Here is a 20,927-nt window from a genome sequence, read left to right on the forward strand (position 1 = left end):
TTTAAGGTTTACACAGTGTAAATTATATCACTACAAAAATATTACGATTATTTAGAATTAAATTAAATGCAATAATATACTTATAAAAATTTGACATATAAATTAATTGGCGGTAAAATAATTACGAAAGTCAAATTAATTGATATTGGAACTATCAGATGTACTAATTAATCTGATATGTCAAATTTTATTATAGTAGAAGGATACCATAATGAAGAAACTGAAAGTGATGCTTGTTTTTGGGACACGACCAGAAGCTATTAAAATGGCCCCTTTAGTGTTGGAATTGCAAAAACATAGTGACAGCATTGAGACGATCACAGTTGTGACAGCTCAGCACCGTCAAATGCTAGATCAAGTTCTTAAAACTTTTAGCATTGAGCCACATTATGACTTGGATATTATGGGGAAAAATCAATCCCTCTTGGATATTACTGGAAAAATTTTAGAAAAGTTTGATCCAGTTGTTAAGCAAGAACGTCCAGATATGATTCTTGTTCATGGAGATACAACGACAACTTTTGTAGCAAGTTTAGTGGCTTTCTATAATCAGGTACGTATCGGCCACGTTGAAGCTGGTCTAAGAACATTTGACAAGTATTCTCCTTTCCCAGAAGAAATGAATCGTCAGATGACAGATAATCTTGCTGATCTTTATTTTGCTCCAACTAGTGAGAGTAAGGAAAATCTCCTCAAGGAAAATCATCCTGAGTCTGCTATTGTCATTACGGGGAATACAGCCATTGATGCCTTGAAATTAACCGTTCAATCGGATTACTATCATGAAGTTCTAGATCAATTAGATCCTTCTAAGAAGCTTGTTTTAGTAACCATGCACCGTCGTGAGAATCAAGGTCAACCAATGAGAAATGTCTTTACAGCTTTACGTGAGATGGTAGATCTTCATCAGGAAATTGAGGTTGTTTATCCTGTTCACCTTAGCCCTGCCGTGCAAGAAGTAGCAAAAGATATCTTAGCTGGTCACGATCGTATTCACTTGATTGAGCCTTTAGATGTACTTGATTTTCATAATTTAGCTTCAAGAAGCTATTTTATCATGACCGACTCTGGAGGTGTTCAAGAAGAGGCGCCTTCTCTCGGCAAACCTGTCCTTGTCCTTCGTGACACGACGGAACGTCCAGAAGGAGTAAGAGCAGGTACTTTGAAGCTAGTTGGTACGGATCCAGTACGTGTCAAAGAGGCTATGGCAGCACTCTTAACAGATGAAACTCTTTATAGACAAATGTCTCAGGCACCGAATCCCTATGGAGATGGAAGAGCATCTGAACGAATCGTTCGTGCTATACAACATTATTTTGGAATGGCTGAATTTGTATCTGAATTTAAAGAGGGGGAAGAGGCGTAATGAAAACATGGAATAAATTTAGGAATTGGCTCCTCGCTTTTCTGGGGTGCGAGTCGCTTCTTTTAGGGCTTTCTTTTTTCTTTGCTCGAGAGATTATTTTAGAACAAATTTTGTTTTTAGCTTTAGCCTTGTTTGCAGTATTGGTATTATCTGACCTTTTGCTTACTTGGACCCTTATCTTAACATTTGGGCTTGGACTTATCGTTTTGGTTGCGGGTGTAGTTTATATCCCAATCACTCAACTAGTCTTCTTATTGATCAGTTTTCCACTGTTGATTGGGATTTTACTTAAAGTTCGTTATTATTTCTTCAAGGTAGCTTCAAAGGTCCAAGAACAGGAAGATGATGCTCGAGCAGATTACCAGGCTATGGTAACTGCACAAAGTGATGTGACGGTTCAATCTCTATTGATTCATTGGGCACATGAAGATTTGTTCTTCCAGATAAAACCTAGAGAGTATAACCAGATGCTCAGTCGCATTCAAGAGGTAATTGCTCAGGGATTGAGTTACAATGATAAGCTCTATTACGTTTCAGAAGGTAATTTTCTCGTTCTATCTAGTAGTAATAAGCGTTCTTTAAGGGAACTCTATTTGAGTGATTTGCGGGAGAAACTAGGTAGTTTAGTTTTTCATGGAGAAGATGGCGATCAGGGGATTCAATTTCAAACAGGGTATTTGGTGATTAACTCTGATAATAGTGGGAAATACCAAGACTACTCGGATATTGCCAGTCATCTCAAACGTCAATTAGAGACAGATGTAATTGTAGAATATTAGGAGGGAAACATGACTCTAACCAATATATTTTTTGGCATTGCTTTGGGACTCAGTCTTACCTTTGGCATTTGTTTTGTCATATTATTTATTGCATACAGTATTCTTTACCATCGAGTGAACAAAAATTTTAAGGCGGTGAATCATGATTAGTCAAATGTTAATGATTTTTACCCTGCTTACTATTTGGATTTCTCTAGCATGGGGCTTGGTAATTCTCTTTTCAGCTGTTCACTTTTGGTTTAAACACAGTGATTTTCGTGTGGACACGTCGCCACTACCTTATTATCCTAAGGTTACCATTGTCGTACCTGCTCATAATGAGGATGTGGTTATTGCACAGACGGCAAAAGCTATCTTGGATATGAACTACCCTCACGACCGTGTGGAGTTGCTTCTATTTGCAGATAATTGTTCGGACAACACCTATGCAGAGTGTTTGTCTGTACAAGCCCTGCCTGAATACGCAGGAAGAAATCTGACTATTATCGACCGTACTGGTACCGGAGGAAAAGCAGGCGTTCTAAACGATGCCTTAGAGATGGCAACAGGTGAATATATCTGTGTCTATGATGCAGATGCCATGCCTGAAAAAAATGCCCTTTATTTCCTTGTGAAAGAAGTGATGAAGGATCCAGAACGTCATGTGGCATCTTTCGGCCGCAACAAGACTCGAAATGCCAATCAAAATTTCTTAACTCGTTGTATCAACCAGGAAATCGTTGTTACTCAGCGCGTGCACCACGTTGGGATGTGGCATCTCTTTAAAATTGGGCGTATTCCAGGGACCAACTTTATCATTCAAACCGACTTTGTAAAGAGTATCGGCGGTTGGAAAAATGGTGCCTTGACTGAGGATACCGATATCTCCTTCAAAATCATGCAGAGTGGGAAATTAATTGCCCTTGCCTATAATTCAGAGGCTTTCCAACAAGAACCTGAGACCTTAAAGAGTTACTATATGCAGCGTAAACGTTGGGCAAAAGGAAACTACGAAGTTGTTCTCTCAAACTTTAAGCATTTATTTGACAGAGCAAACTGGCGTGTCAAACTAGAGGTCTTTAACTATTCATGTGTCTTCTTTTGGTTTAACTTTGCCCTTGTCCTATCGGATTTGATTTTCCTAGCGAATGTACTAGCGATCTGTCTGAACCTATTCTTCCCAGATATCAGAGTTCCATTTGCTTTTGATGCGGATAATATTTATATTGCCCAGCTCATGTTTTTTAACTGGATTCTCATGATTGGTCTGTATCTGATGCAGATTATGATTGCATTGGCCAGTCAATTTGGACAAGCGACGACAAAACAAATCTGGTTGGCCTTGGTAGCCTATTTCTCTTATGCACAGATGTTTATCGTTGTATCCGTTGATTCCATTTCTTCAATCGTGCTGGATAAGGTACTCCACCGAAAAGAAACCAAGTGGGTTAAAACCAAGCGATTTGCAGGATAGGAGGTTCTATGAAAACGAATAAATTAAAATATGTCTGGTTTGTGCTCATTCTTTCTATCTTTTGTTTAACCTTGTTTTTAGCAAGGGGAAGGAGTAAAGTCGAGATGCGCAATCGCCTTTATAGCCAGTGGAGTGAACAGTTCCTTGTAACAAAAGGCAATCAGTCTTATGTTCGTACGACGAGTAATTCTGAGGAAACAACAGTTCTATCAGAAGCTCAAAGTTACGGCATGCTCATAACAGTTCTAGCAGCTCAAAAAGGTCAGGCAAGTCAAGCAGATTTTGATAGCCTTTATCGCTATTACCAAAATCATCGTATCGAGGGAACGCAGTTGATGTCTTGGAAGCAAGTGATCAAAAATGATAGCGAAACGGTTGAAAAACAAAACGCAACTGATGGTGATCTCTACATTGCCTATTCCTTGATTGAAGCTGCCAAGCAGTGGCCAGATAAAGCACAGGAATATGAAGATCAAGCCAAAAGTATTTTGATTGATATTCTTCGCTTTAATTATAACGAGGAGACTGGTGTTCTAAAGGTAGGAAATTGGGCGAAAAAAAATACGGATTTTTACTATTTGATGCGAACATCTGATACACTACCTCATTATTTCCAAGTATTTTATAATCTAACTGGTGATAAACAATGGCTAGATATTAAGGATAAGATGCTTGGGCAATTGGAGCAAATCAGTTCTCATTCTGATACGGGTCTCTTGCCAGATTTTATCTGGGCTGAGAAGTCAGGAGCGCGTCTTGTTGATGCCAACACAATCGAGTCTCAATACGATGGGGCGTACTCTTATAACGCTTGTCGTTTGCCTTATCACCTGTCACAGAGCCAAGATGAAAGAAGCCAAAAACTCGTTCAAAAGATGATGAATTTCTTTATGAAAGAGCAACGCATTTATGCCGGTTATGACTTGAATGGAACGGCCCTCAATCAATACCAGGCAGGTAGTTTCTTGGCACCGATTACCTATGCGTCTGACAAGGGAGAAGGCTATCTGAAACTTCTTCAGCAAAATAAATACATTTTCACACAAAATTTACCTTTGGACAACTACTATGATGCAACGATGATTACCATGATTGCTCTAGAGATGTTCTAGTATGAAAAGAGAGGGCTAGTTTTGCCAGCTCTCTTTTTGATAGGATTTTCATCTTTTTTCAAAAAAGGAATTTGATCAGCTTTATGGTATAATGGAAAGAGTGATGGAAAAGAGGTAGAGAGATGGATGCGAAATTAAAATACAAGGCAAAGAAGATTAAAATCGTCTTTTTTGATATTGATGATACCTTGCGTACGTCAAAGACAGGTTTTATTCCAGCTACAATTCCCACTGTCTTTAAACAGTTGCGTGAAAAAGGAATTTTAACAGGAATCGCCTCTGGGCGTGGTATTTTCGGTGTTGTTCCAGAGATTCGTGAGCTCAAACCTGACTTTTTTGTAACCCTAAATGGGGCTTATATAGAAGATAAAAAAGGCCAGGTCATTTATCAGCATCAGATTGACAAGTCAGATGTTGAGGAGTATGTCTCTTGGACGAAGGAAGAGGGAATTGAGTACGGCTTGGTTGGTAGTCATGACGCCAAACTCTCCACGCGAACAGAACTGATCAGTGAGGCTATTGATCCGATTTATCCAAACTTGGATGTGGATCCTAACTTCCATGAAAAAGCAGATATTTACCAGATGTGGACCTTTGAGGATAAAGGGGATGACTTGTACTTACCAGAGTCTTTATCGGATAAACTTCGCATGGTGCGTTGGCATGAACATTCATCTGATATCGTGCCGATTTCAGGATCCAAAGCAACTGGTGTAGCCAAGGTTGTAGAACACTTAGGCTTGAAACCAGAGAATGTCATGGTCTTTGGGGATGGTCTCAATGACTTGGAACTCTTTGATTATGCTGGAATTAGTGTTGCTATGGGTGTTTCTCATGATAAAATCAAAGAAAAAGCAGATTATATTACAAAAACAGTAGAAGAAGATGGCATTTTTGATGCCTTAGAAGGATTTGGTATGGTAGAAAAAGAATTGCATTTCCCACAAGTAGACATTGAAACAGTAGAAGGTCCTCTTGCGACCATTAAGACAAATCATGGAGACTTGCGTATCAAGCTCTTCCCTGAACATGCTCCTAAAACAGTGGCTAACTTTGTTGCTCTTTCAAAAGACGGTTACTATGATGGTGTCATTTTCCACCGAATTATCAAGGACTTTATGATCCAAGGCGGAGACCCAACTGGTACTGGTATGGGGGGAGAGTCAATCTACGGTGACTCTTTTGAAGATGAATTTTCTGAAGAGCTCTATAATATCCGTGGTGCCCTTTCTATGGCCAATGCTGGTCCAAATACCAATGGTAGCCAGTTCTTTATCGTTCAAAACCAACATTTGCCATACTCTAAGAAAGAGATTGCTCGTGGTGGCTGGCCTGAACCAATCGCTGAGATCTATGCAGAGCAAGGTGGAACTCCTCACCTTGACCGTCGCCATACTGTTTTTGGGCAATTGGTAGATGCGGAATCTTTTGCGGTCTTGGATGCCATTGCAGCTGTTGAGACAGGTGCAATGGACAAGCCAGTTGAAGATGTAGTAATTGAAACGATTGAAATTGAGGACTAGAATGAAAATTGGTGATAAGCTAACTGGGCGTATTACAGGAATTCAGCCCTATGGTGCCTTTGTCGAGTTAGAGACAGGGGTGACAGGGCTGATTCACATCTCGGAGATTCGGACGGGATTTATTGAAAATATCTATGACATTTTAAAAATTGGTGATGAAGTCCAAGTTCAGGTGGTGGATTTTGACGAATACACTGGGAAGGCCAGTCTTTCCATACGTACCTTGGAGGAAGAAAAACATCAATTGCCAAGACGGAGACGTTTTTCAAATGATCGTATCAAGCACGGTTTTGCACCACTTGGACGAATGATGCCTGTTTGGACGCGTGAAGCATTGGAGCATTTAAAAAAGAACCCGTAAATACGATTATCTAAATCATTTGTAATATTAATATAATTTACTATAATGAAAGTATGAAAAAAGAACAATTATTAAAACCAGGAGAGCGAATCAACCAGCTCTTTTCGACAGATATCAAGATCATTCAAAATAGAGAGGTGTTTAGCTATTCGGTGGATAGTGTTCTCTTGTCACGCTTTCCTCGCTTCCCTAAACGGGGTTTAATTGTGGACTTTTGTGCTGGAAATGGTGCAGTGGGACTTTTTGCTAGTTCACGTACCCAGGCGCGGATAATATCTGTAGAGATTCAGGAGCGCTTGGCGGATATGGCAGAGCGTTCGGTTCAGTTGAATGGCTTGGAAGAGCAGATGCAGATCATCTGTGATGATTTGAAAAATATGCCTGCCCACATTCAGGGAAGTAAGGTGGATATGATTTTGTGCAATCCGCCTTATTTCAAGGTGGATCCGCATTCCAATCTGAACGAGAGTGAACACTACCTTCTGGCCAGACACGAAATTACGACTAACCTAGAAGAAATATGCCGAAGTGCTCAAAGTATTCTCAAGTCTAATGGCCGTTTGGCTATGGTTCATCGTCCAGATCGGCTCTTGGATATCTTGGACATGCTTCAACGCCATAATTTGGCACCCAAGCGCCTGCAATTTGTCTATCCTAAACGTGAGAAGGAGGCCAATATGCTCTTAATCGAAGCTATCAAGGATGGCTCGACGAGTGGCTTTAAGGTCTTGCCACCTCTCATCGTTCACAATGATGATGGTTCCTATACACCAGAAATTCAAGAGATTTACTATGGATCATAAAGCCTATATGTATGTGGTGGAGTGTCGCGACGGTTCTTACTATACGGGCTATACAACAGATGTGAAGAGGCGCCTTGCCGTTCATAATAATGGTAAGGGAGCCAAGTATACCCGAGCTCGCTTGCCAGTCAAACTCATCTATGTAGAGGGTTTTACCAGTAAGGAAGAAGCCATGTCTGCCGAAGCTCTCCTCAAACGCAAGAAACGTCCACAGAAAGAACGATTTTTATCCGAAAATCAAGAGAAAAATCTAGTCAACCATATTGATGTCTAACGAGGAGTCCTTTGGCTCCTCTTACTTTTGTCAAAAGAGGAAAAAAGTGCTACAATAAGATGAATAAATTTAAAGAGGTATTATCATGTCTAAGATTCTAGTATTTGGTCACCAAAATCCAGACTCAGATGCCATCGGGTCATCTGTAGCCTTTGCTTACCTTGCAAAAGAGGCTTATGGATTGGACACAGAAGCAGTAGCACTTGGAACTCCTAATGAAGAAACAGCCTTCGTTTTGAACTATTTTGGTGTAGAAGCACCGCGTGTTATCACATCTGCTAAAGCAGAAGGTGCAGAGCAAGTCATCTTGACTGACCACAATGAATTCCAACAATCTGTATCAGATATTGCTGAAGTAGAAGTTTACGGAGTAGTGGATCACCACCGTGTGGCTAATTTTGAAACTGCAAGCCCACTTTACATGCGCTTGGAACCAGTTGGATCAGCTTCATCTATCGTTTACCGCATGTTCAAAGAACATGGTGTAGCAGTTCCTAAAGAAATCGCAGGTTTGATGCTTTCAGGTTTGATTTCAGATACTCTTCTTTTGAAATCTCCAACAACTCACCCATCTGATAAAGTCATTGCTCCTGAATTGGCAGAATTAGCAGGCGTCAACTTGGAAGAGTACGGTCTTGCTATGCTCAAGGCTGGTACAAACTTGGCTAGCAAATCTGCTGAAGAATTGATTGACATCGATGCTAAGACATTTGAACTCAACGGAAATAAGGTTCGTGTTGCCCAAGTCAATACTGTTGATATTGCTGAAGTCTTGGAACGCCAAGCAGAAATCGAAGCAGCAATGCAAGTGGCTAATGCAGCAAACGGCTACTCTGACTTTGTTTTGATGATTACAGACATCGTCAATTCAAACTCAGAAATCCTTGCTCTTGGATCAAACATGGACAAGGTGGAAGCAGCTTTCAACTTCAAACTTGAAAACAACCACGCCTTCCTTCCAGGTGCTGTTTCACGTAAGAAACAAGTGGTACCTCAGTTGACTGAAAGCTTTAATGGGTAAGTTCCTGAGTGTCAGTTCAAAATAGGAAAGGCTAGTTTATCTTATATCGAAAGGAGTTTTAACTCCTTTTTTTCTAGGAGAGAAGCATGTTAGCAAATGGCGATTTGATTTTTGTAAGAGATGAGTCGGATTTGGGGCAGGCCATCCAGGCTTCTACTGGGAACTATAGTCATGTTGCCATCTATTTGGATGGGATGATTTACCATGCTAGTGGGCAAGCTGGTGTAATTTGTCAAGAACCGGCTGAATTTTTTGAACCGACTCATCTTTACGACCTTTATGTCTATCCAGAGTTGGAAGTTGACTTGGTAAAGGAGAGAGCTAGCAAACATTTAGATGCACCCTATAATGCCTCTTTTTATCCAGATGGGTCTGGCTTTTATTGCTCCCAGTACATCGCTGAAATCCTACCGATTTTTGAAACTATTCCCATGAAATTTGGGGATGGGGAGCAGGAAATTAGTGATTTCTGGAATGAATACTATAGAGAACTAGGAATAGCTGTGCCTCTGAATCAGCCAGGGACCAATCCTAGTCAGTTAGCATCATCCCCTCTTTTAAAATGTAAAGAAAGGAATCTTCATGATTCAGATTTTTAATCCCTCCCGTTTGACTCGACAACCATTTTTTATAGATTTGGTTGACTATCTAGACCAGCATGATGATGTAATCCTCAGGGAAATTAAGGCTCAATTTCCAGATGTATCAGTTGATAAACTTATGGAAGAGTATATAAAGGCGGGCTTGATTCTAAGGGAAAATAAACACTATTCGCTCAATCTCCCTTTTCTAGAATCTACGGATGATTTAGCCCTTGATCAAGAGATTTTTGTCAGAGAGGACAGTCCAGTCTATCAAGACTTGCTGGAGAAGACTTTTGAGACGGAATTGCGCAATCAAACCAATGCAGCCATTTTAATCGAACATACGGACTTTGCAAGGCAAAAAATGACCCTGTCTAATTATTTCTACAAGGTCAAACATCAGTATCCTCTGACAGAAAAACAGCAGAAACTCTATGATATTTTAGGAGATGTTAACCTTGAGTATGCCCTCAAATATATGACGACTTTTTTGTTAAAATTCCTCAAAAAAGATCAACTGATGCAGAAACGCCGTGATATCTTCGTGGATAGTTTGGTCGTCCTAGGCTATATTGTGCAAAAAGAAGATGGAAAGTATGAGTTAGCTGCTGATTTTGATAAGGAAAGACTGATTTTCATTAAAAAATAAAAGAAGGCTAGGAAATTCTCCTAACCTTCTTTTTCTTTATTCTTTATAGATAACGTTCTGCGATGGCCGCATCTCCAGGATAGTCTTCTTTCTTTCCTTGGACGATTTGGTAGCAATCGGCTCCCTTACCTGCAATAATCACGGCATCAAGTTCTTGATTTGTGATGGCCATAGCTGCCTTGATGGCTTCTTCACGATCGGCAATCTTTTCAACAGGATGACTGATATAGCTGCTGATTTCATCTGCAATCACCATTGGATCTTCATAGTTGGGGTCATCAGCGGTGAGAAAGACTTGAATCTCAGGATGTTGATTGAGGAGGAGGCCAAAGTCCTTGCGGCGGCTCTCACCCTTGTTTCCAGTCGAACCGAGAACCAGGGCAATTTTTCCAGTTTGATGGGTTTCAACAACAGAAATCAGTTTTTTCAGACTATCGCCATTGTGGGCGTAGTCGATGAAGACCTTGGCACCATTTTTCTGAGTCAGGACTTCCATACGTCCAGGAACGCGGGTTGCAGCGATTCCTTTTTTGATGTCTTCAAGACTGGCACCTAGACGAAGACAGGCAAGTCCTGCAGCAACGGCATTTTCTTGGTTAAAGTGGCCAATGAGTTGAATATCATAATCACCAGCGAGTTTACCAGTAGCTGAAAAGCTAAAGGCTTTGGAGTTCCCGATTTGGTTGCTCGAATGGCTACCATAGAAATCATGCTTTTGATGCTCCACTTGTTCTTTCAGTACAGAGAAGTGGTCCATGTCGCTGTTAATGACAACTGCTCGGCTATTTTCCATCAAGAGACGTTTGTGGTAGAAGTAATCTTCAAAGCTAGGATGTTCAATCGGTCCGATATGGTCAGGTGTGATGTTGAGAAAGACTCCTACATCAAAGGTCAGGCCATAGACTCGATGAACAAGATAGGCTTGGCTAGAGACTTCCATTACAAGATGGGTTCGACCATTCTTAACAGCCTGAGCCATCATGTTGAAAAGATCGATGTTTTCAGGTGTTGAGAAGGAAGATTTAAAGAAGGTCTTGCCATCTAGAGTTGTATTCATAGTTGACAAGAGAGCTGTTGGGTAGCGTTGAGATAGGATGTGGTAAGCAAAGTAAGCAGATGTTGTCTTTCCTTTTGTCCCTGTGAAAGCAAGAATTTTTAGTTTCTCTTGCGGATTACCATAAAATTCCATCGCAATCAAACTCATGGCTTTCTTGATATCGTTCACAATGATGACAGGGATACCGACCTCGTAGTCCTTTTCTGCGACGTACCAGGCTAAGCCCTGACTTATAGCAGAAAGAAGGTATTCTTTTTTAAAGGCAGCGCCTTTTGCAAAAAAAAGAGTGCCTTCTTTTACTTTTCGGCTGTCGTAACTGATGCTATCAAAAACAACTTCGTTGTAGTTGTAGTGGTAGTGTCCTTGGTCGATAATCTCGCGGAAGAGATCATCTTTCTTTAATATATCTAATACGGTTTCAATCTTTATCATACTTTCTATTGTAAACCGAAAGTCTGAATTTTACAAGTAACAAGGAAAAGTTTATAATGGAAGACGAGGAAAATTTCCTAGTTATCAAAATTGAATGAGGAAGCTATGTCTAACGAAAACAATCACCAGCAAGCCCAGATGTTGCGAGGGACTGCTTGGCTAACAGCTAGTAACTTTATTAGTCGCCTTCTTGGGGCTATCTACATTATTCCCTGGTATATCTGGATGGGAACCTATGCAGCCAAGGCAAATGGTCTCTTTACCATGGGCTACAATATTTACGCCTGGTTCTTACTGATTTCGACGGCGGGTATCCCAGTTGCGGTCGCCAAACAAGTAGCTAAGTACAATACCATGCGAGAAGAAGAGCACAGCTTTGCCTTGATTCGGAGTTTCCTAAGCTTTATGACAGGCTTGGGCTTAGTCTTTGCCTTGGTCTTGTATCTCTTTTCTCCCTGGTTAGCAGATTTGTCAGGTGTGGGGAAAGACCTGATTCCTATCATGCAGAGTTTGGCCTGGGCGGTCTTGATTTTCCCATCTATGAGTGTTATCCGAGGCTTCTTCCAAGGGATGAACAACCTGAGACCCTATGCTATGAGCCAAATCGCCGAGCAGGTGATCCGTGTTATCTGGATGTTGCTGGCTACTTTCATTATCATGAAAATCGGATCAGGGGATTACTTATCAGCGGTTACTCAGTCTACCTTTGCAGCCTTTGTGGGGATGGTGGCAAGTTTTGCAGTTTTGATTTATTTTCTTTCTAAGGAGGGACTGCTCCAAAAGGTATTTGAAACACGAGATAAGATCAATAGTAAGCGACTTTTAGTCGATACCATCAAGGAAGCCATTCCCTTTATCCTGACAGGATCAGCCATCCAGCTCTTCCAAATTTTAGACCAAATGACCTTTATCAATAGTATGAAGTGGTTTACCAACTACAGCAATGAAGACTTGGTTGTCATGTTTTCTTATTTCTCTGCCAATCCTAATAAAATCACCATGATTTTGATCTCTGTAGGGGTTTCGATTGGGAGTGTTGGCTTGCCGCTTTTGACGGAAAACTATGTAAAAGGTGACTTGCCAGCGGCGGCTCGCCTAGTTCAAGATAGCCTCACCATGCTCTTCTTATTTCTACTGCCGGCAACGGTTGGAGTGGTCATGGTAGGGGAACCTCTTTATACAGTCTTTTACGGTAAGCCAGATAGTTTGGCCATGGGCTTATTTGTCTTTGCAGTTTTGCAGTCTACTATCCTAGGCTTGTATATGGTCTTGTCTCCTATGCTTCAGGCCATGTTCCGAAACCGCAAGGCAGTTCTTTACTTTGTCTATGGTTCTATTGCTAAGATCGTCTTGCAATTGCCAACCATTGCCATTTTTCACAGCTACGGTCCTTTGATTTCAACGACTATCGGCTTGATTATTCCGAATGTCTTGATGTATCGAGACATCTGCCAGGTAACGGGTGCTCGTCGAAAGATTATCTTGAAGCGAACCATTTTGATTACCATCTTAACCCTTGTCATGTTTATCTTAGTTGGCTTCTTACAATGGCTACTCGGTTTTGTCTTCCAACCAAGTGGACGTTTCTGGAGTTTCCTTTACGTAGCTCTCATCGGAGGGCTTGGAGGAGGTCTTTATGGTTTGATGAGCCTACGGACACGACTCTTAGACAAGATAATAGGTAAAGCCCAAGCGGACCGACTACGGACACGATTGAAAATATCGTAAGAAGATTTATAAATAAAAGCAATGAATTTAACCTTTCTTTAATAGAAAGGTTTTTATAGTACATTTTTCTTAAAAAAGGAGAACTTTTTCTAAAATTAAGAGTAGAAAAATCTGTTTTTTTAAGTTTTTCTTCAGAAATTGCTTGACTAAATAAAACCAAAGCTGTATAATAAGACAAATCTTTAAAACAGGAGGTTCTGGAAATGAAAAAGTCTAAGGCCAAGTATCTGACACTTGCAAGTGTCGTGTTAAGCGCAGGTATCTTACTGAGCGCATGTGGAAACTCAACTAGTTCTTCTAAAACATATAACTATGTTTATTCGAGCGATCCATCTAGTTTGAACTATCTTGCAGAAAATCGTGCAACAACCAACGACATCGTTACTAATTTGGTAGATGGATTGATGGAAAATGACCAATACGGTAACTATGTTCCATCATTGGCAGAGGATTGGACTGTTTCTCAGGACGGTTTGACCTATACTTACAAATTGCGTAAGGATGCAAAATGGTATACCTATGAGGGTGAAGAATACGCCCCTGTAACGGCCCAAGACTTTGTCACTGGGTTGAAATATGCTGCTGATAAAAAATCCGAAGCCTTGTACCTGGTTCAAGACTCTGTAGCTGGTTTGGATGATTATATCAACGGTAAAACAACTGACTTTTCAACTGTCGGTGTTAAGGCGATTGACGACCAAACGGTTCAGTACACTTTGACACGTCCAGAATCTTATTGGAATTCTAAAACAACTTCAACCATTCTCTTCCCTGTCAATGCAGACTTCCTGAAATCAAAAGGGGATGACTTTGGTAAGGTAGACCCTTCTAGTATTTTGTACAATGGACCTTTCTTAATGAAATCTTTTGTTTCAAAATCTGTTATCGAATTCAAGAAAAATCCCAACTACTGGGATGAAAAAAATGTCTTTGTGGATGATGTGAAATTGGCCTATTATGATGGTAGTGACCAAGATGCACTAGCACGTAACTTTGTAGAAGGAGTCTATAGCTACGCGCGTCTCTATCCAAATAGCTCAAGCTTTGAAGGAATTAAAGAGAAGAACAAGGATAACATCATCTATAGTATGCAAAACGCAACTTCTTATTACTTGAACTTCAACTTGGACAGAAAATCTTATAACTTCACGTCTAAATCCTCAGATATCGAAAAGAAATCAACCCAAGAAGCAGTTCTGAATAAAAACTTCCGTCAAGCCTTCAACTATGCTTATAACCGTACAGCCTATGGAGCACAATCTCAAGGGGAAGAAGGAGCAACAAAGATTATTCGTAACTTGGTTGTACCTCCAACATTTGTAAGTATCAACGGAAAAGACTTTGGTGATGTTGTTTCAGAAAAGATGGTCAACTATGGCCAAGAATGGCAAGGAATTAATTTTGCAGATGCACAAGACCCATACTACAATCCTGATAAAGCTAAGGCTAAATTTGCGGAAGCCAAGAAAGAATTGGAAGCTAAGGGTGTGCAATTCCCAATCCACTTGGATGTATCTGTAGACCAATCAGCTAAAAAAGGTGTACTTGAAGCAAGCTCTTTGAAACAATCCATCGAATCTGTTCTAGGAGCTGAGAATGTGGTTATCGATATCCAACAATTATCAACAGATGACTACGATAATTCTAGCTACCTCGCTCAAACCGCAGCTCAAAAAGACTTTGATATCTATAATGGCGGTTGGAGTGCTGACTACTTGGATCCATCAAGCTATCTAGATATCCTAAATGTCAATAACGGAGGTATGTTGCAAAACATTGGTCTAGAACCAGGTGAGGTCAATGACAAGGCTAAGGCAGTTGGTCTGGATACTTACACTCAAATGTTAGAAGAAGCGAACAAGGAGCAAGAACCAGCAAAACGTTATGAAAAATATGCTGAAGTTCAAGCTTGGCTCGTTGATAGCGCCCTTGCTATTCCAAACGTTTCTCAGGGTGGAACACCGACCTTGAGAAAGACAGTTCCATTCTCATCACCATTCTCACAAGCTGGAAATAAGGGTGTCGAATCATACAAGTATCTCAAGTTACAAGATAAGACTGTAACGACTGATGAGTATGAAAAAGCTAAAGAAAAATGGCTGAAAGAAAAAGAAGAATCAAATAAAAAAGCCCAAGAAGAACTGGCAAAACACGTTAAATAACCAGTCTATTTAACAGGAAAAACGATAGTTTCTTAAGAAACTATCGTTTTTGTATAGTTTGAAACTATAACTAGCTCTTGAAAACAAGAAAATGAGTTAGTGAAAATAAATGATACAATAGTTACTATAGATTTGGAGGTATTGTATGAGCAAAGAACTACACATCAACACAATTTTGGCTCAGGCAGGGATCAAGTCAGATGAGGCAACAGGTGCCTTAGTAACGCCGCTTCATTTTTCAACCACTTATCAGCATCCAGAGTTTGGTCAGTCTACTGGATTTGACTATACGCGTACTAAAAACCCAACTCGTAGTAAGGCGGAGGAGGTTTTGGCTGCAATCGAATCAGCGGACTATGCCCTAGCAACGAGCTCAGGTATGGCCGCGATTGTACTGGCCTTTAGTGTTTTTCCAGTAGGAAGTAAAGTCTTGGCTGTGCGAGATCTTTATGGGGGTTCTTTCCGTTGGTTCAACCAAGTGGAGCAAGAAGGCCGTTTCCATTTTACCTATGCCAATACAGAAGAAGAGTTGATTGCTGAGTTAGAGAAAGATGTGGATGTTCTCTATATCGAAACGCCAACCAATCCCTTGATGTTGGAATTTGATATTGCTAAACTAGCCAAACTAGCTCATGCCAAGGGTGCCAAGGTAGTGGTGGACAATACCTTTTACAGTCCGATTTACCAACGTCCGATTGAAGATGGTGTGGATATCGTTCTTCATTCAGCCACCAAGTATTTAGCAGGGCACAATGATGTCTTGGCTGGGGTGGTTGTGACTAATAGTTTAGAACTATATGAACAACTTTTTTACAATTTGAATACGACAGGTGCGGTCTTGTCACCATTTGATAGTTATCAGTTGATTCGCGGTCTTAAAACTCTACCTCTTCGTATGGAACGTTCTACAGCCAATGCCCAAGAAGTGGTTGCTTTTTTGAAGGATTCACCTGCTGTCAAGGAAGTGCTCTATACAGGACGTGGAGGTATGATTTCCTTTAAAGTAGTGGATGAAAAACGTGTTCCTCGCATTTTAAATAGCCTCAAGGTCTTCTCTTTTGCGGAAAGTTTGGGTGGGGTAGAGAGTCTGATTACCTATCCGACAACTCAAACCCATGCGGATATTCCAGCAGAAGTGCGCCATTCCTATGGCTTAACAGATGACCTCCTGCGCTTGTCAATCGGGATTGAAGATGCTAGAGATTTGATTGCGGACTTGCGCCAAGCTTTGGAAGGATAAGACAGATATGGGAAAATATGATTTTACAAGCCTGCCCAATCGTTTTGGGCACCATACCTATAAATGGGAAGAAGCGGAAACTGATCGAGAAGTTCTACCAGCCTGGATAGCAGATATGGACTTTGTGGTTTTGCCTGAGGTTCGACAAGCTGTACAAGCCTACGCAGATCAATTGGTCTATGGCTATACTTATGCAAGCGATGCTTTGATTGAGTCGGTTCAGGACTGGGAAGCCAGTCAACACGAGTATCACTTTGACAAGGATGCCCTCGTCTTTATCGAGGGAGTGGTGCCGGCCATCTCAACAGCTATTCAAGCCTTTACAAAAGAAGGAGAGGCTGTTCTGATTAATACACCGGTCTATCCACCTTTTGCTCGCAGTGTCAAACTCAACAATCGCCGATTGATTACCAATTCTTTGGTAGAAAAGAATGGTCTGTTTGAGATTGACTTTGACCAGCTGGAGAAGGAATTGGTGGAAGAGGATGTGAAGCTTTATATCCTTTGCAATCCCCACAATCCTGGTGGACGTGTCTGGGAAAAGGAAGTGTTAGAAAAGATTGGCCATCTCTGCCAAAAACACGGTGTTTTGTTGGTTTCAGATGAGATTCACCAAGATTTGGCCCTCTTTGGTCACAAACACCAGTCTTTCAACACCATTGATCCTGCTTTTAAAGACTTTGCCCTTATTTTGAGTAGTGCCACTAAAACCTTTAATATTGCTGGGACCAAAAATTCCTATGCAGTTATTGAAAATCCAAAGCTTCGTGTGGCTTTCCAAAAACGCCAGTTGGCCAATAATCAGCATGAAATCTCAGGCTTGGGATATTTGGCGACAGAAGCTGCCTACCGTTATGGCAAGGACTGGTTAGGAGAGTTAAAGGAAGTCATTGAGGACCACATTAACTATGTAGTGGATGTTTTGGACAACGGAACTAAGATTAAGGTCATGAAACCACAAGGAACTTACTTGATCTGGCTTGATTTTTCGGCCTATGATCTAACGGATGACCGCTTGCAAGAGCTTTTGAGAAATGAAGCCAAGGTTATCTTGAACCGAGGTTTGGACTTTGGAGAGGAGGGAACTCTTCATGCCCGCCTCAATGTAGCTATGCCGAAGTCAGTACTAGAAGAGGTTTGCCAACGCATCGTGACCACTTTTGCTACACTTTAAAAATCCAGCCTTCTAGGAGAAAAGTCTTTCTAGAAGGCTATTTTCATAGGGGAAAATGTGGTATAATGAAAAGATAAGATAAAGGGGTAACTATGGCTAAATTGATTCCAGGAAAGTTGCGCATGGAGGGTGTTACTCTCTATGAAACGGGCAATATTGAGATTATCAAGGAAAAAGGGAATCGCCTCTATACTCGTGTGGCGGGAGAAGACTTGCGCTACAGTTTAGAGGATGATCTTGTTTTTTGTGCTTGTGATTTTTTCCAAAAAAGAGGATACTGTGTTCATCTCGCAGCGCTCGAGCATTATCTGAAGAACGACGAAGAAGGCCAGGTGATTTTACAAGCCTTAGAAAAAGGACATGAAGAGCAAGAAGAGGTCGAAACCAAGGTTAGTTTTGGTGGTAGTTTTTTGGAGCGTATCCAACCTCAGAAGAGAGAGAAAATCTACACTTTGTCGGCTCAAGGCCAGGTGGAATCTGGGACCAATCGCCTCCTCTGGACTCTCCGAATCGGTTTAGTTGATAGTCAAAAATATTATGTCATTCGTGACATCCCTCTCTTTTTGAAGGTTTTAGTCCATCGAAAGCCATATATGATTGGGAAATACTATGAAAATGACTTGTCTTGGGAGGCTTTTGATACAGCTAGTCAAGATGTCCTTACTTTTTTATGTGGCTTGATTGAGGAGGGACTGAGTCAAGACCTCTTTTTCCCCAATCAAGGTCGTCACCTCTTTTTCCCTCTAACCTTTTTTGAGCAGGGAGTGGAGTTGCTGATGAACTTGGAGGATTTTCATTTTGAACACCAGATTGATAGTTATGAAAATCTTCTCTTTCATGATTTAGATTCAGAAGCAAACCTTTTCTCTTTTTCCGTGCAGGAGTATCCAGATTACTTTGAGATGGAGATTTCTGAAAGTGAGCGAGTCAACGTATTCTATGGAGGGGCAGTTCTCTTTCGTAAGGGGAATCTTTATCTCTTAAATCCTAAACAAATCAGTCTCCTAAAGGAAATAAAGGAGCTTCCTCAGGAGGAGAGAGGGAGAAAATACCTCCAGTTTGACAACAGTGATCGTGACCGCCTAGCCGCCTGTCTGCCCTTGTTTGGACAGCTGGGCACAGTTTCTGCTCCTGAGCGCTTGCAAATCAGATCCTTTTCACCAATCTTTTACTTTGATAGGGAGGATGACGGCCGCATCCGCTTGGATATCCAGTTTGACTATGGAGAGGTTAAGGTGACTAGTCGTCAACAGCTGGAACAATTACCATTTTCAAGCGATGCCGTCTTGGAAAACCAGCTATTTCAAGTCTGTCTAGGAGCTGGTTTTGAGGCCGATTTTCAGTCTTGGAGACAGGCTTTGAAGCCAGAAGCGGTTTATTCTTTCTTTCACCATACGATTCCAGCTTTTGAGAAGTTGGGTCAGGTTTTCTTGTCTGATGAGATAAATCAGCTCTACAGCGTCCAAGCTCCTCAGGTTCAAATTGAGTCCAAGGGAGGACTGTTGGAAATCCAATTTGATTTCCAAGGGATTGCCCAAGAAGAGATTGATCAAGCTCTTAAAGCCCTGACCAGCAATCAGGATTTCTATATCAGTTCTTCTGACCAAGTGTACTTTTTTGATGAGGAAACCAAGCAGATTCGTCAAAATTTGCAGGAACTGGGTGTTGAGATAAAAGATGGTTCTTTTCAGGCTCGAAAATCTCTGGCTTATAGCCTTTCTCAGCTTTTCGAAGGTCGAGACAGGATCTCCTTCTCAGAGGAATTTCAGCATTTAGCTCATGATTTGACCCATCCAGAGGACTTTCCTTTGGGAGATTTATGGGTGCAGGCGAGTTTGAGAGACTATCAGGAAAAAGGTGTCCGTTGGCTTCAGATGCTTCATCGCTATGGCTTTGGTGGCATCCTAGCCGATGATATGGGATTGGGAAAAACACTGCAAACCATTGCTTTTTTGACTAGTCAAGTGACAGAAGATAGTCGGGTATTGATTTTAGCACCGTCAGGTTTGATCTACAATTGGGCAGATGAATTCAGAAAATTTGCCCCACAGTTGGATGTGGCTGTCGTTCATGGTTTGAAAGCGAATCGAGAAGCGATTCTTTCTGAAAATCACCAAATCTATGTGACTAGCTATGCTACCTTTCGTCAAGACAGCGAGCTTTATCAAGAGATGGACTTTGATTTTCTCTTCTTAGATGAAGCTCAGGTCATGAAAAATGCCCAGACTAAGATTGCTCAGAGTTTGCGCCAGTTTGTGGTGCCGGCAGTCTTTGCTTTGTCAGGTACACCCATCGAAAATCATTTAGGAGAGTTGTGGTCTATCTTTCAAATTGTGCTTCCGGGTCTCTTACCAAGTAAAAAGGAGTTTATGAAATTACCAGCTGACCGAGTCGCGCAGTTTATCAAACCTTTCGTCATGAGGCGTAAGAAAGAAGAAGTCCTTACAGAACTGCCTGATCTGATCGAAGTCGTCTATAAAAATGAACTGGAAGATCAGCAGAAGGCCATCTATCTGGCCCAGTTGCAACAGATGCGAGACCGTCTAGCCCAAGTGACAGACCAAGAATTCCAGAGAAGTCGGGTAGAAATTTTATCTGGTCTCATGCGTTTGCGTCAAATCTGTGATACGCCAGCCCTCTTCATGGACGATTACCAAGGAGCCAGTGGTAAATTGGATAGTCTCCGAGATTTATTGCTACAAGTGGCTGATGGTGGGCATCGGGTCTTGATTTTCTCTCAGTTCAAAGGAATGTTGGAGAAAATCGAGCAAGAACTCCCAAATTTGGGCTTGACTTCCTTCAAAATTACGGGTTCAACTCCTGCTCAAGACCGGCAAGAAATGACTAAAATATTTAATCAAGGGGAAAGGGATATCTTTCTCATCTCCCTTAAGGCGGGTGGTGTCGGTCTCAATCTGACAGGAGCTGACACCGTCATCCTAGTGGACCTCTGGTGGAATCCTGCTGTCGAGGCTCAGGCTATCGGACGAGCTCACCGAATGGGACAGGAGCGGAAGGTAGAGGTTTACCGTTTGATTACTAGAGGAACCATTGAAGAAAAGATTCAAGAACTCCAAGAACAGAAGAAACACCTGGTTTCTCAAGTTTTGGATGGGACAGAATCGCGTGCGAGTCTCAGTCTGGCAGAAATTCGAGAAATTTTAGGGATTTCTGAAGCCAGCACTTGAAAAATCAAGACAATACGCTAT

At 41.3% G+C, this 20,927-nt stretch carries 17 protein-coding genes; 16 read left to right on the top strand and 1 reads right to left on the bottom strand.

All coding sequences use genetic code 11. The features are described from left to right. Positions 1-211 precede the first annotated feature (211 nt). The 11 genes from wecB (at position 212) to ACVX3R_RS03015 (ending at position 9,925) form a co-directional block, all read left to right on the top strand. Positions 212-1,366: a non-hydrolyzing UDP-N-acetylglucosamine 2-epimerase gene (wecB, locus tag ACVX3R_RS02965; RefSeq protein WP_458795398.1), complete on the top strand. Its 1,155-nt coding sequence runs from the start codon at positions 212-214 to the stop codon at positions 1,364-1,366. Further along, complete coding sequence (locus ACVX3R_RS02970) at positions 1,366-2,145, top strand: hypothetical protein (protein WP_458795399.1); 780 nt, start codon at positions 1,366-1,368, stop codon at positions 2,143-2,145. The genes wecB and ACVX3R_RS02970 overlap by 1 nt, the downstream gene beginning before the upstream one ends. 142 nt (positions 2,146-2,287) lie before the next feature. Then, positions 2,288-3,598 (top strand): glycosyltransferase family 2 protein, encoded by a 1,311-nt coding sequence (locus ACVX3R_RS02975; RefSeq protein ID WP_458795400.1) that lies wholly within the window; start codon positions 2,288-2,290, stop codon positions 3,596-3,598. Between the two features lie 8 nt (positions 3,599-3,606). Next, positions 3,607-4,710, top strand: coding sequence for a glycosyl hydrolase family 8 (locus ACVX3R_RS02980; RefSeq protein ID WP_458795401.1), 1,104 nt, complete (start codon positions 3,607-3,609; stop codon positions 4,708-4,710). A 122-nt stretch (positions 4,711-4,832) separates the two neighbouring features. After that, a complete protein-coding gene (locus tag ACVX3R_RS02985) occupies positions 4,833-6,233 on the top strand; it encodes a bifunctional Cof-type HAD-IIB family hydrolase/peptidylprolyl isomerase (RefSeq protein ID WP_458795402.1) in 1,401 nt (466 codons plus the stop codon). Position 6,234: 1 nt separating this feature from the next. Beyond that, the gene (locus ACVX3R_RS02990) at positions 6,235-6,594 is read left to right on the top strand and encodes a S1 RNA-binding domain-containing protein (protein ID WP_458795403.1); all 360 of its coding nucleotides are present in this window, start codon (positions 6,235-6,237) and stop codon (positions 6,592-6,594) included. A gap of 53 nt (positions 6,595-6,647) precedes the next feature. Next, positions 6,648-7,397, top strand: a complete 750-nt coding sequence (locus ACVX3R_RS02995) for a tRNA1(Val) (adenine(37)-N6)-methyltransferase (RefSeq protein ID WP_458795404.1) — start codon at positions 6,648-6,650, stop codon at positions 7,395-7,397. Beyond that, positions 7,387-7,671 carry a GIY-YIG nuclease family protein gene (locus tag ACVX3R_RS03000; RefSeq protein ID WP_458795405.1) on the top strand — a complete coding sequence of 95 codons (285 nt, stop codon included), beginning with the start codon at positions 7,387-7,389 and terminating at the stop codon, positions 7,669-7,671. The genes ACVX3R_RS02995 and ACVX3R_RS03000 overlap by 11 nt, the downstream gene beginning before the upstream one ends. Positions 7,672-7,756: 85 nt before the next feature. Beyond that, positions 7,757-8,692 carry a manganese-dependent inorganic pyrophosphatase gene (locus ACVX3R_RS03005; RefSeq protein ID WP_458795406.1) on the top strand — a complete coding sequence of 312 codons (936 nt, stop codon included), beginning with the start codon at positions 7,757-7,759 and terminating at the stop codon, positions 8,690-8,692. A gap of 86 nt (positions 8,693-8,778) precedes the next feature. After that, a complete protein-coding gene (locus tag ACVX3R_RS03010) occupies positions 8,779-9,291 on the top strand; it encodes a YiiX/YebB-like N1pC/P60 family cysteine hydrolase (RefSeq protein WP_458795407.1) in 513 nt (170 codons plus the stop codon). After that, positions 9,275-9,925: a DUF1803 domain-containing protein gene (locus ACVX3R_RS03015; protein ID WP_458795408.1), complete on the top strand. Its 651-nt coding sequence runs from the start codon at positions 9,275-9,277 to the stop codon at positions 9,923-9,925. The genes ACVX3R_RS03010 and ACVX3R_RS03015 overlap by 17 nt, the downstream gene beginning before the upstream one ends. 43 nt (positions 9,926-9,968) lie before the next feature. Here ACVX3R_RS03015 and ACVX3R_RS03020 read toward each other — a convergent pair whose 3' ends face one another. Further along, on the bottom strand, positions 9,969-11,414 hold the full coding sequence (locus ACVX3R_RS03020) for a UDP-N-acetylmuramoyl-L-alanyl-D-glutamate--L-lysine ligase (RefSeq protein ID WP_458795409.1): 1,446 nt from the start codon (positions 11,412-11,414) through the stop codon (positions 9,969-9,971). Between the two features lie 105 nt (positions 11,415-11,519). Between ACVX3R_RS03020 and ACVX3R_RS03025 the strand changes: the two genes are divergently transcribed. The 5 genes from ACVX3R_RS03025 (at position 11,520) to ACVX3R_RS03045 (ending at position 20,906) form a co-directional block, all read left to right on the top strand. Then, entirely contained in the window at positions 11,520-13,142 is a 1,623-nt protein-coding gene (locus tag ACVX3R_RS03025) for a putative polysaccharide biosynthesis protein (protein ID WP_458795410.1), read from the top strand. 203 nt (positions 13,143-13,345) lie between these two features. Further along, on the top strand, positions 13,346-15,304 hold the full coding sequence (locus tag ACVX3R_RS03030) for a peptide ABC transporter substrate-binding protein (RefSeq protein ID WP_458795411.1): 1,959 nt from the start codon (positions 13,346-13,348) through the stop codon (positions 15,302-15,304). Positions 15,305-15,449: 145 nt separating this feature from the next. Next, positions 15,450-16,544: a cystathionine gamma-synthase gene (locus tag ACVX3R_RS03035; RefSeq protein ID WP_458795412.1), complete on the top strand. Its 1,095-nt coding sequence runs from the start codon at positions 15,450-15,452 to the stop codon at positions 16,542-16,544. 7 nt (positions 16,545-16,551) lie between these two features. Next, the gene (locus tag ACVX3R_RS03040; RefSeq protein WP_458795413.1) at positions 16,552-17,718 is read left to right on the top strand and encodes a MalY/PatB family protein; all 1,167 of its coding nucleotides are present in this window, start codon (positions 16,552-16,554) and stop codon (positions 17,716-17,718) included. 92 nt (positions 17,719-17,810) lie between these two features. Beyond that, positions 17,811-20,906, top strand: a complete 3,096-nt coding sequence (locus ACVX3R_RS03045) for a DEAD/DEAH box helicase (protein WP_458795414.1) — start codon at positions 17,811-17,813, stop codon at positions 20,904-20,906. Positions 20,907-20,927 lie beyond the last annotated feature (21 nt).

This window comes from Streptococcus sp. 517s (assembly GCF_054445985.1).

Excerpts from the sequence above, each read along its gene's own strand:
- wecB (WP_458795398.1), top strand. The coding sequence starts at position 212 with ATGAAGAAACTGAAAGTGATGCTTGTTTTTGGGACACGACCAGAAGCT.
- ACVX3R_RS02970 (WP_458795399.1), top strand. The coding sequence starts at position 1,366 with ATGAAAACATGGAATAAATTTAGGAATTGGCTCCTCGCTTTTCTGGGG.
- ACVX3R_RS02975 (WP_458795400.1), top strand. The coding sequence starts at position 2,288 with ATGATTAGTCAAATGTTAATGATTTTTACCCTGCTTACTATTTGGATT.
- ACVX3R_RS02980 (WP_458795401.1), top strand. The coding sequence starts at position 3,607 with ATGAAAACGAATAAATTAAAATATGTCTGGTTTGTGCTCATTCTTTCT.
- ACVX3R_RS02985 (WP_458795402.1), top strand. The coding sequence starts at position 4,833 with ATGGATGCGAAATTAAAATACAAGGCAAAGAAGATTAAAATCGTCTTT.
- ACVX3R_RS02990 (WP_458795403.1), top strand. The coding sequence starts at position 6,235 with ATGAAAATTGGTGATAAGCTAACTGGGCGTATTACAGGAATTCAGCCC.
- ACVX3R_RS02995 (WP_458795404.1), top strand. The coding sequence starts at position 6,648 with ATGAAAAAAGAACAATTATTAAAACCAGGAGAGCGAATCAACCAGCTC.
- ACVX3R_RS03000 (WP_458795405.1), top strand. The coding sequence starts at position 7,387 with ATGGATCATAAAGCCTATATGTATGTGGTGGAGTGTCGCGACGGTTCT.
- ACVX3R_RS03005 (WP_458795406.1), top strand. The coding sequence starts at position 7,757 with ATGTCTAAGATTCTAGTATTTGGTCACCAAAATCCAGACTCAGATGCC.
- ACVX3R_RS03010 (WP_458795407.1), top strand. The coding sequence starts at position 8,779 with ATGTTAGCAAATGGCGATTTGATTTTTGTAAGAGATGAGTCGGATTTG.
- ACVX3R_RS03015 (WP_458795408.1), top strand. The coding sequence starts at position 9,275 with ATGATTCAGATTTTTAATCCCTCCCGTTTGACTCGACAACCATTTTTT.
- ACVX3R_RS03020 (WP_458795409.1), bottom strand. The coding sequence starts at position 11,414 with ATGATAAAGATTGAAACCGTATTAGATATATTAAAGAAAGATGATCTC.
- ACVX3R_RS03025 (WP_458795410.1), top strand. The coding sequence starts at position 11,520 with ATGTCTAACGAAAACAATCACCAGCAAGCCCAGATGTTGCGAGGGACT.
- ACVX3R_RS03030 (WP_458795411.1), top strand. The coding sequence starts at position 13,346 with ATGAAAAAGTCTAAGGCCAAGTATCTGACACTTGCAAGTGTCGTGTTA.
- ACVX3R_RS03035 (WP_458795412.1), top strand. The coding sequence starts at position 15,450 with ATGAGCAAAGAACTACACATCAACACAATTTTGGCTCAGGCAGGGATC.
- ACVX3R_RS03040 (WP_458795413.1), top strand. The coding sequence starts at position 16,552 with ATGGGAAAATATGATTTTACAAGCCTGCCCAATCGTTTTGGGCACCAT.
- ACVX3R_RS03045 (WP_458795414.1), top strand. The coding sequence starts at position 17,811 with ATGGCTAAATTGATTCCAGGAAAGTTGCGCATGGAGGGTGTTACTCTC.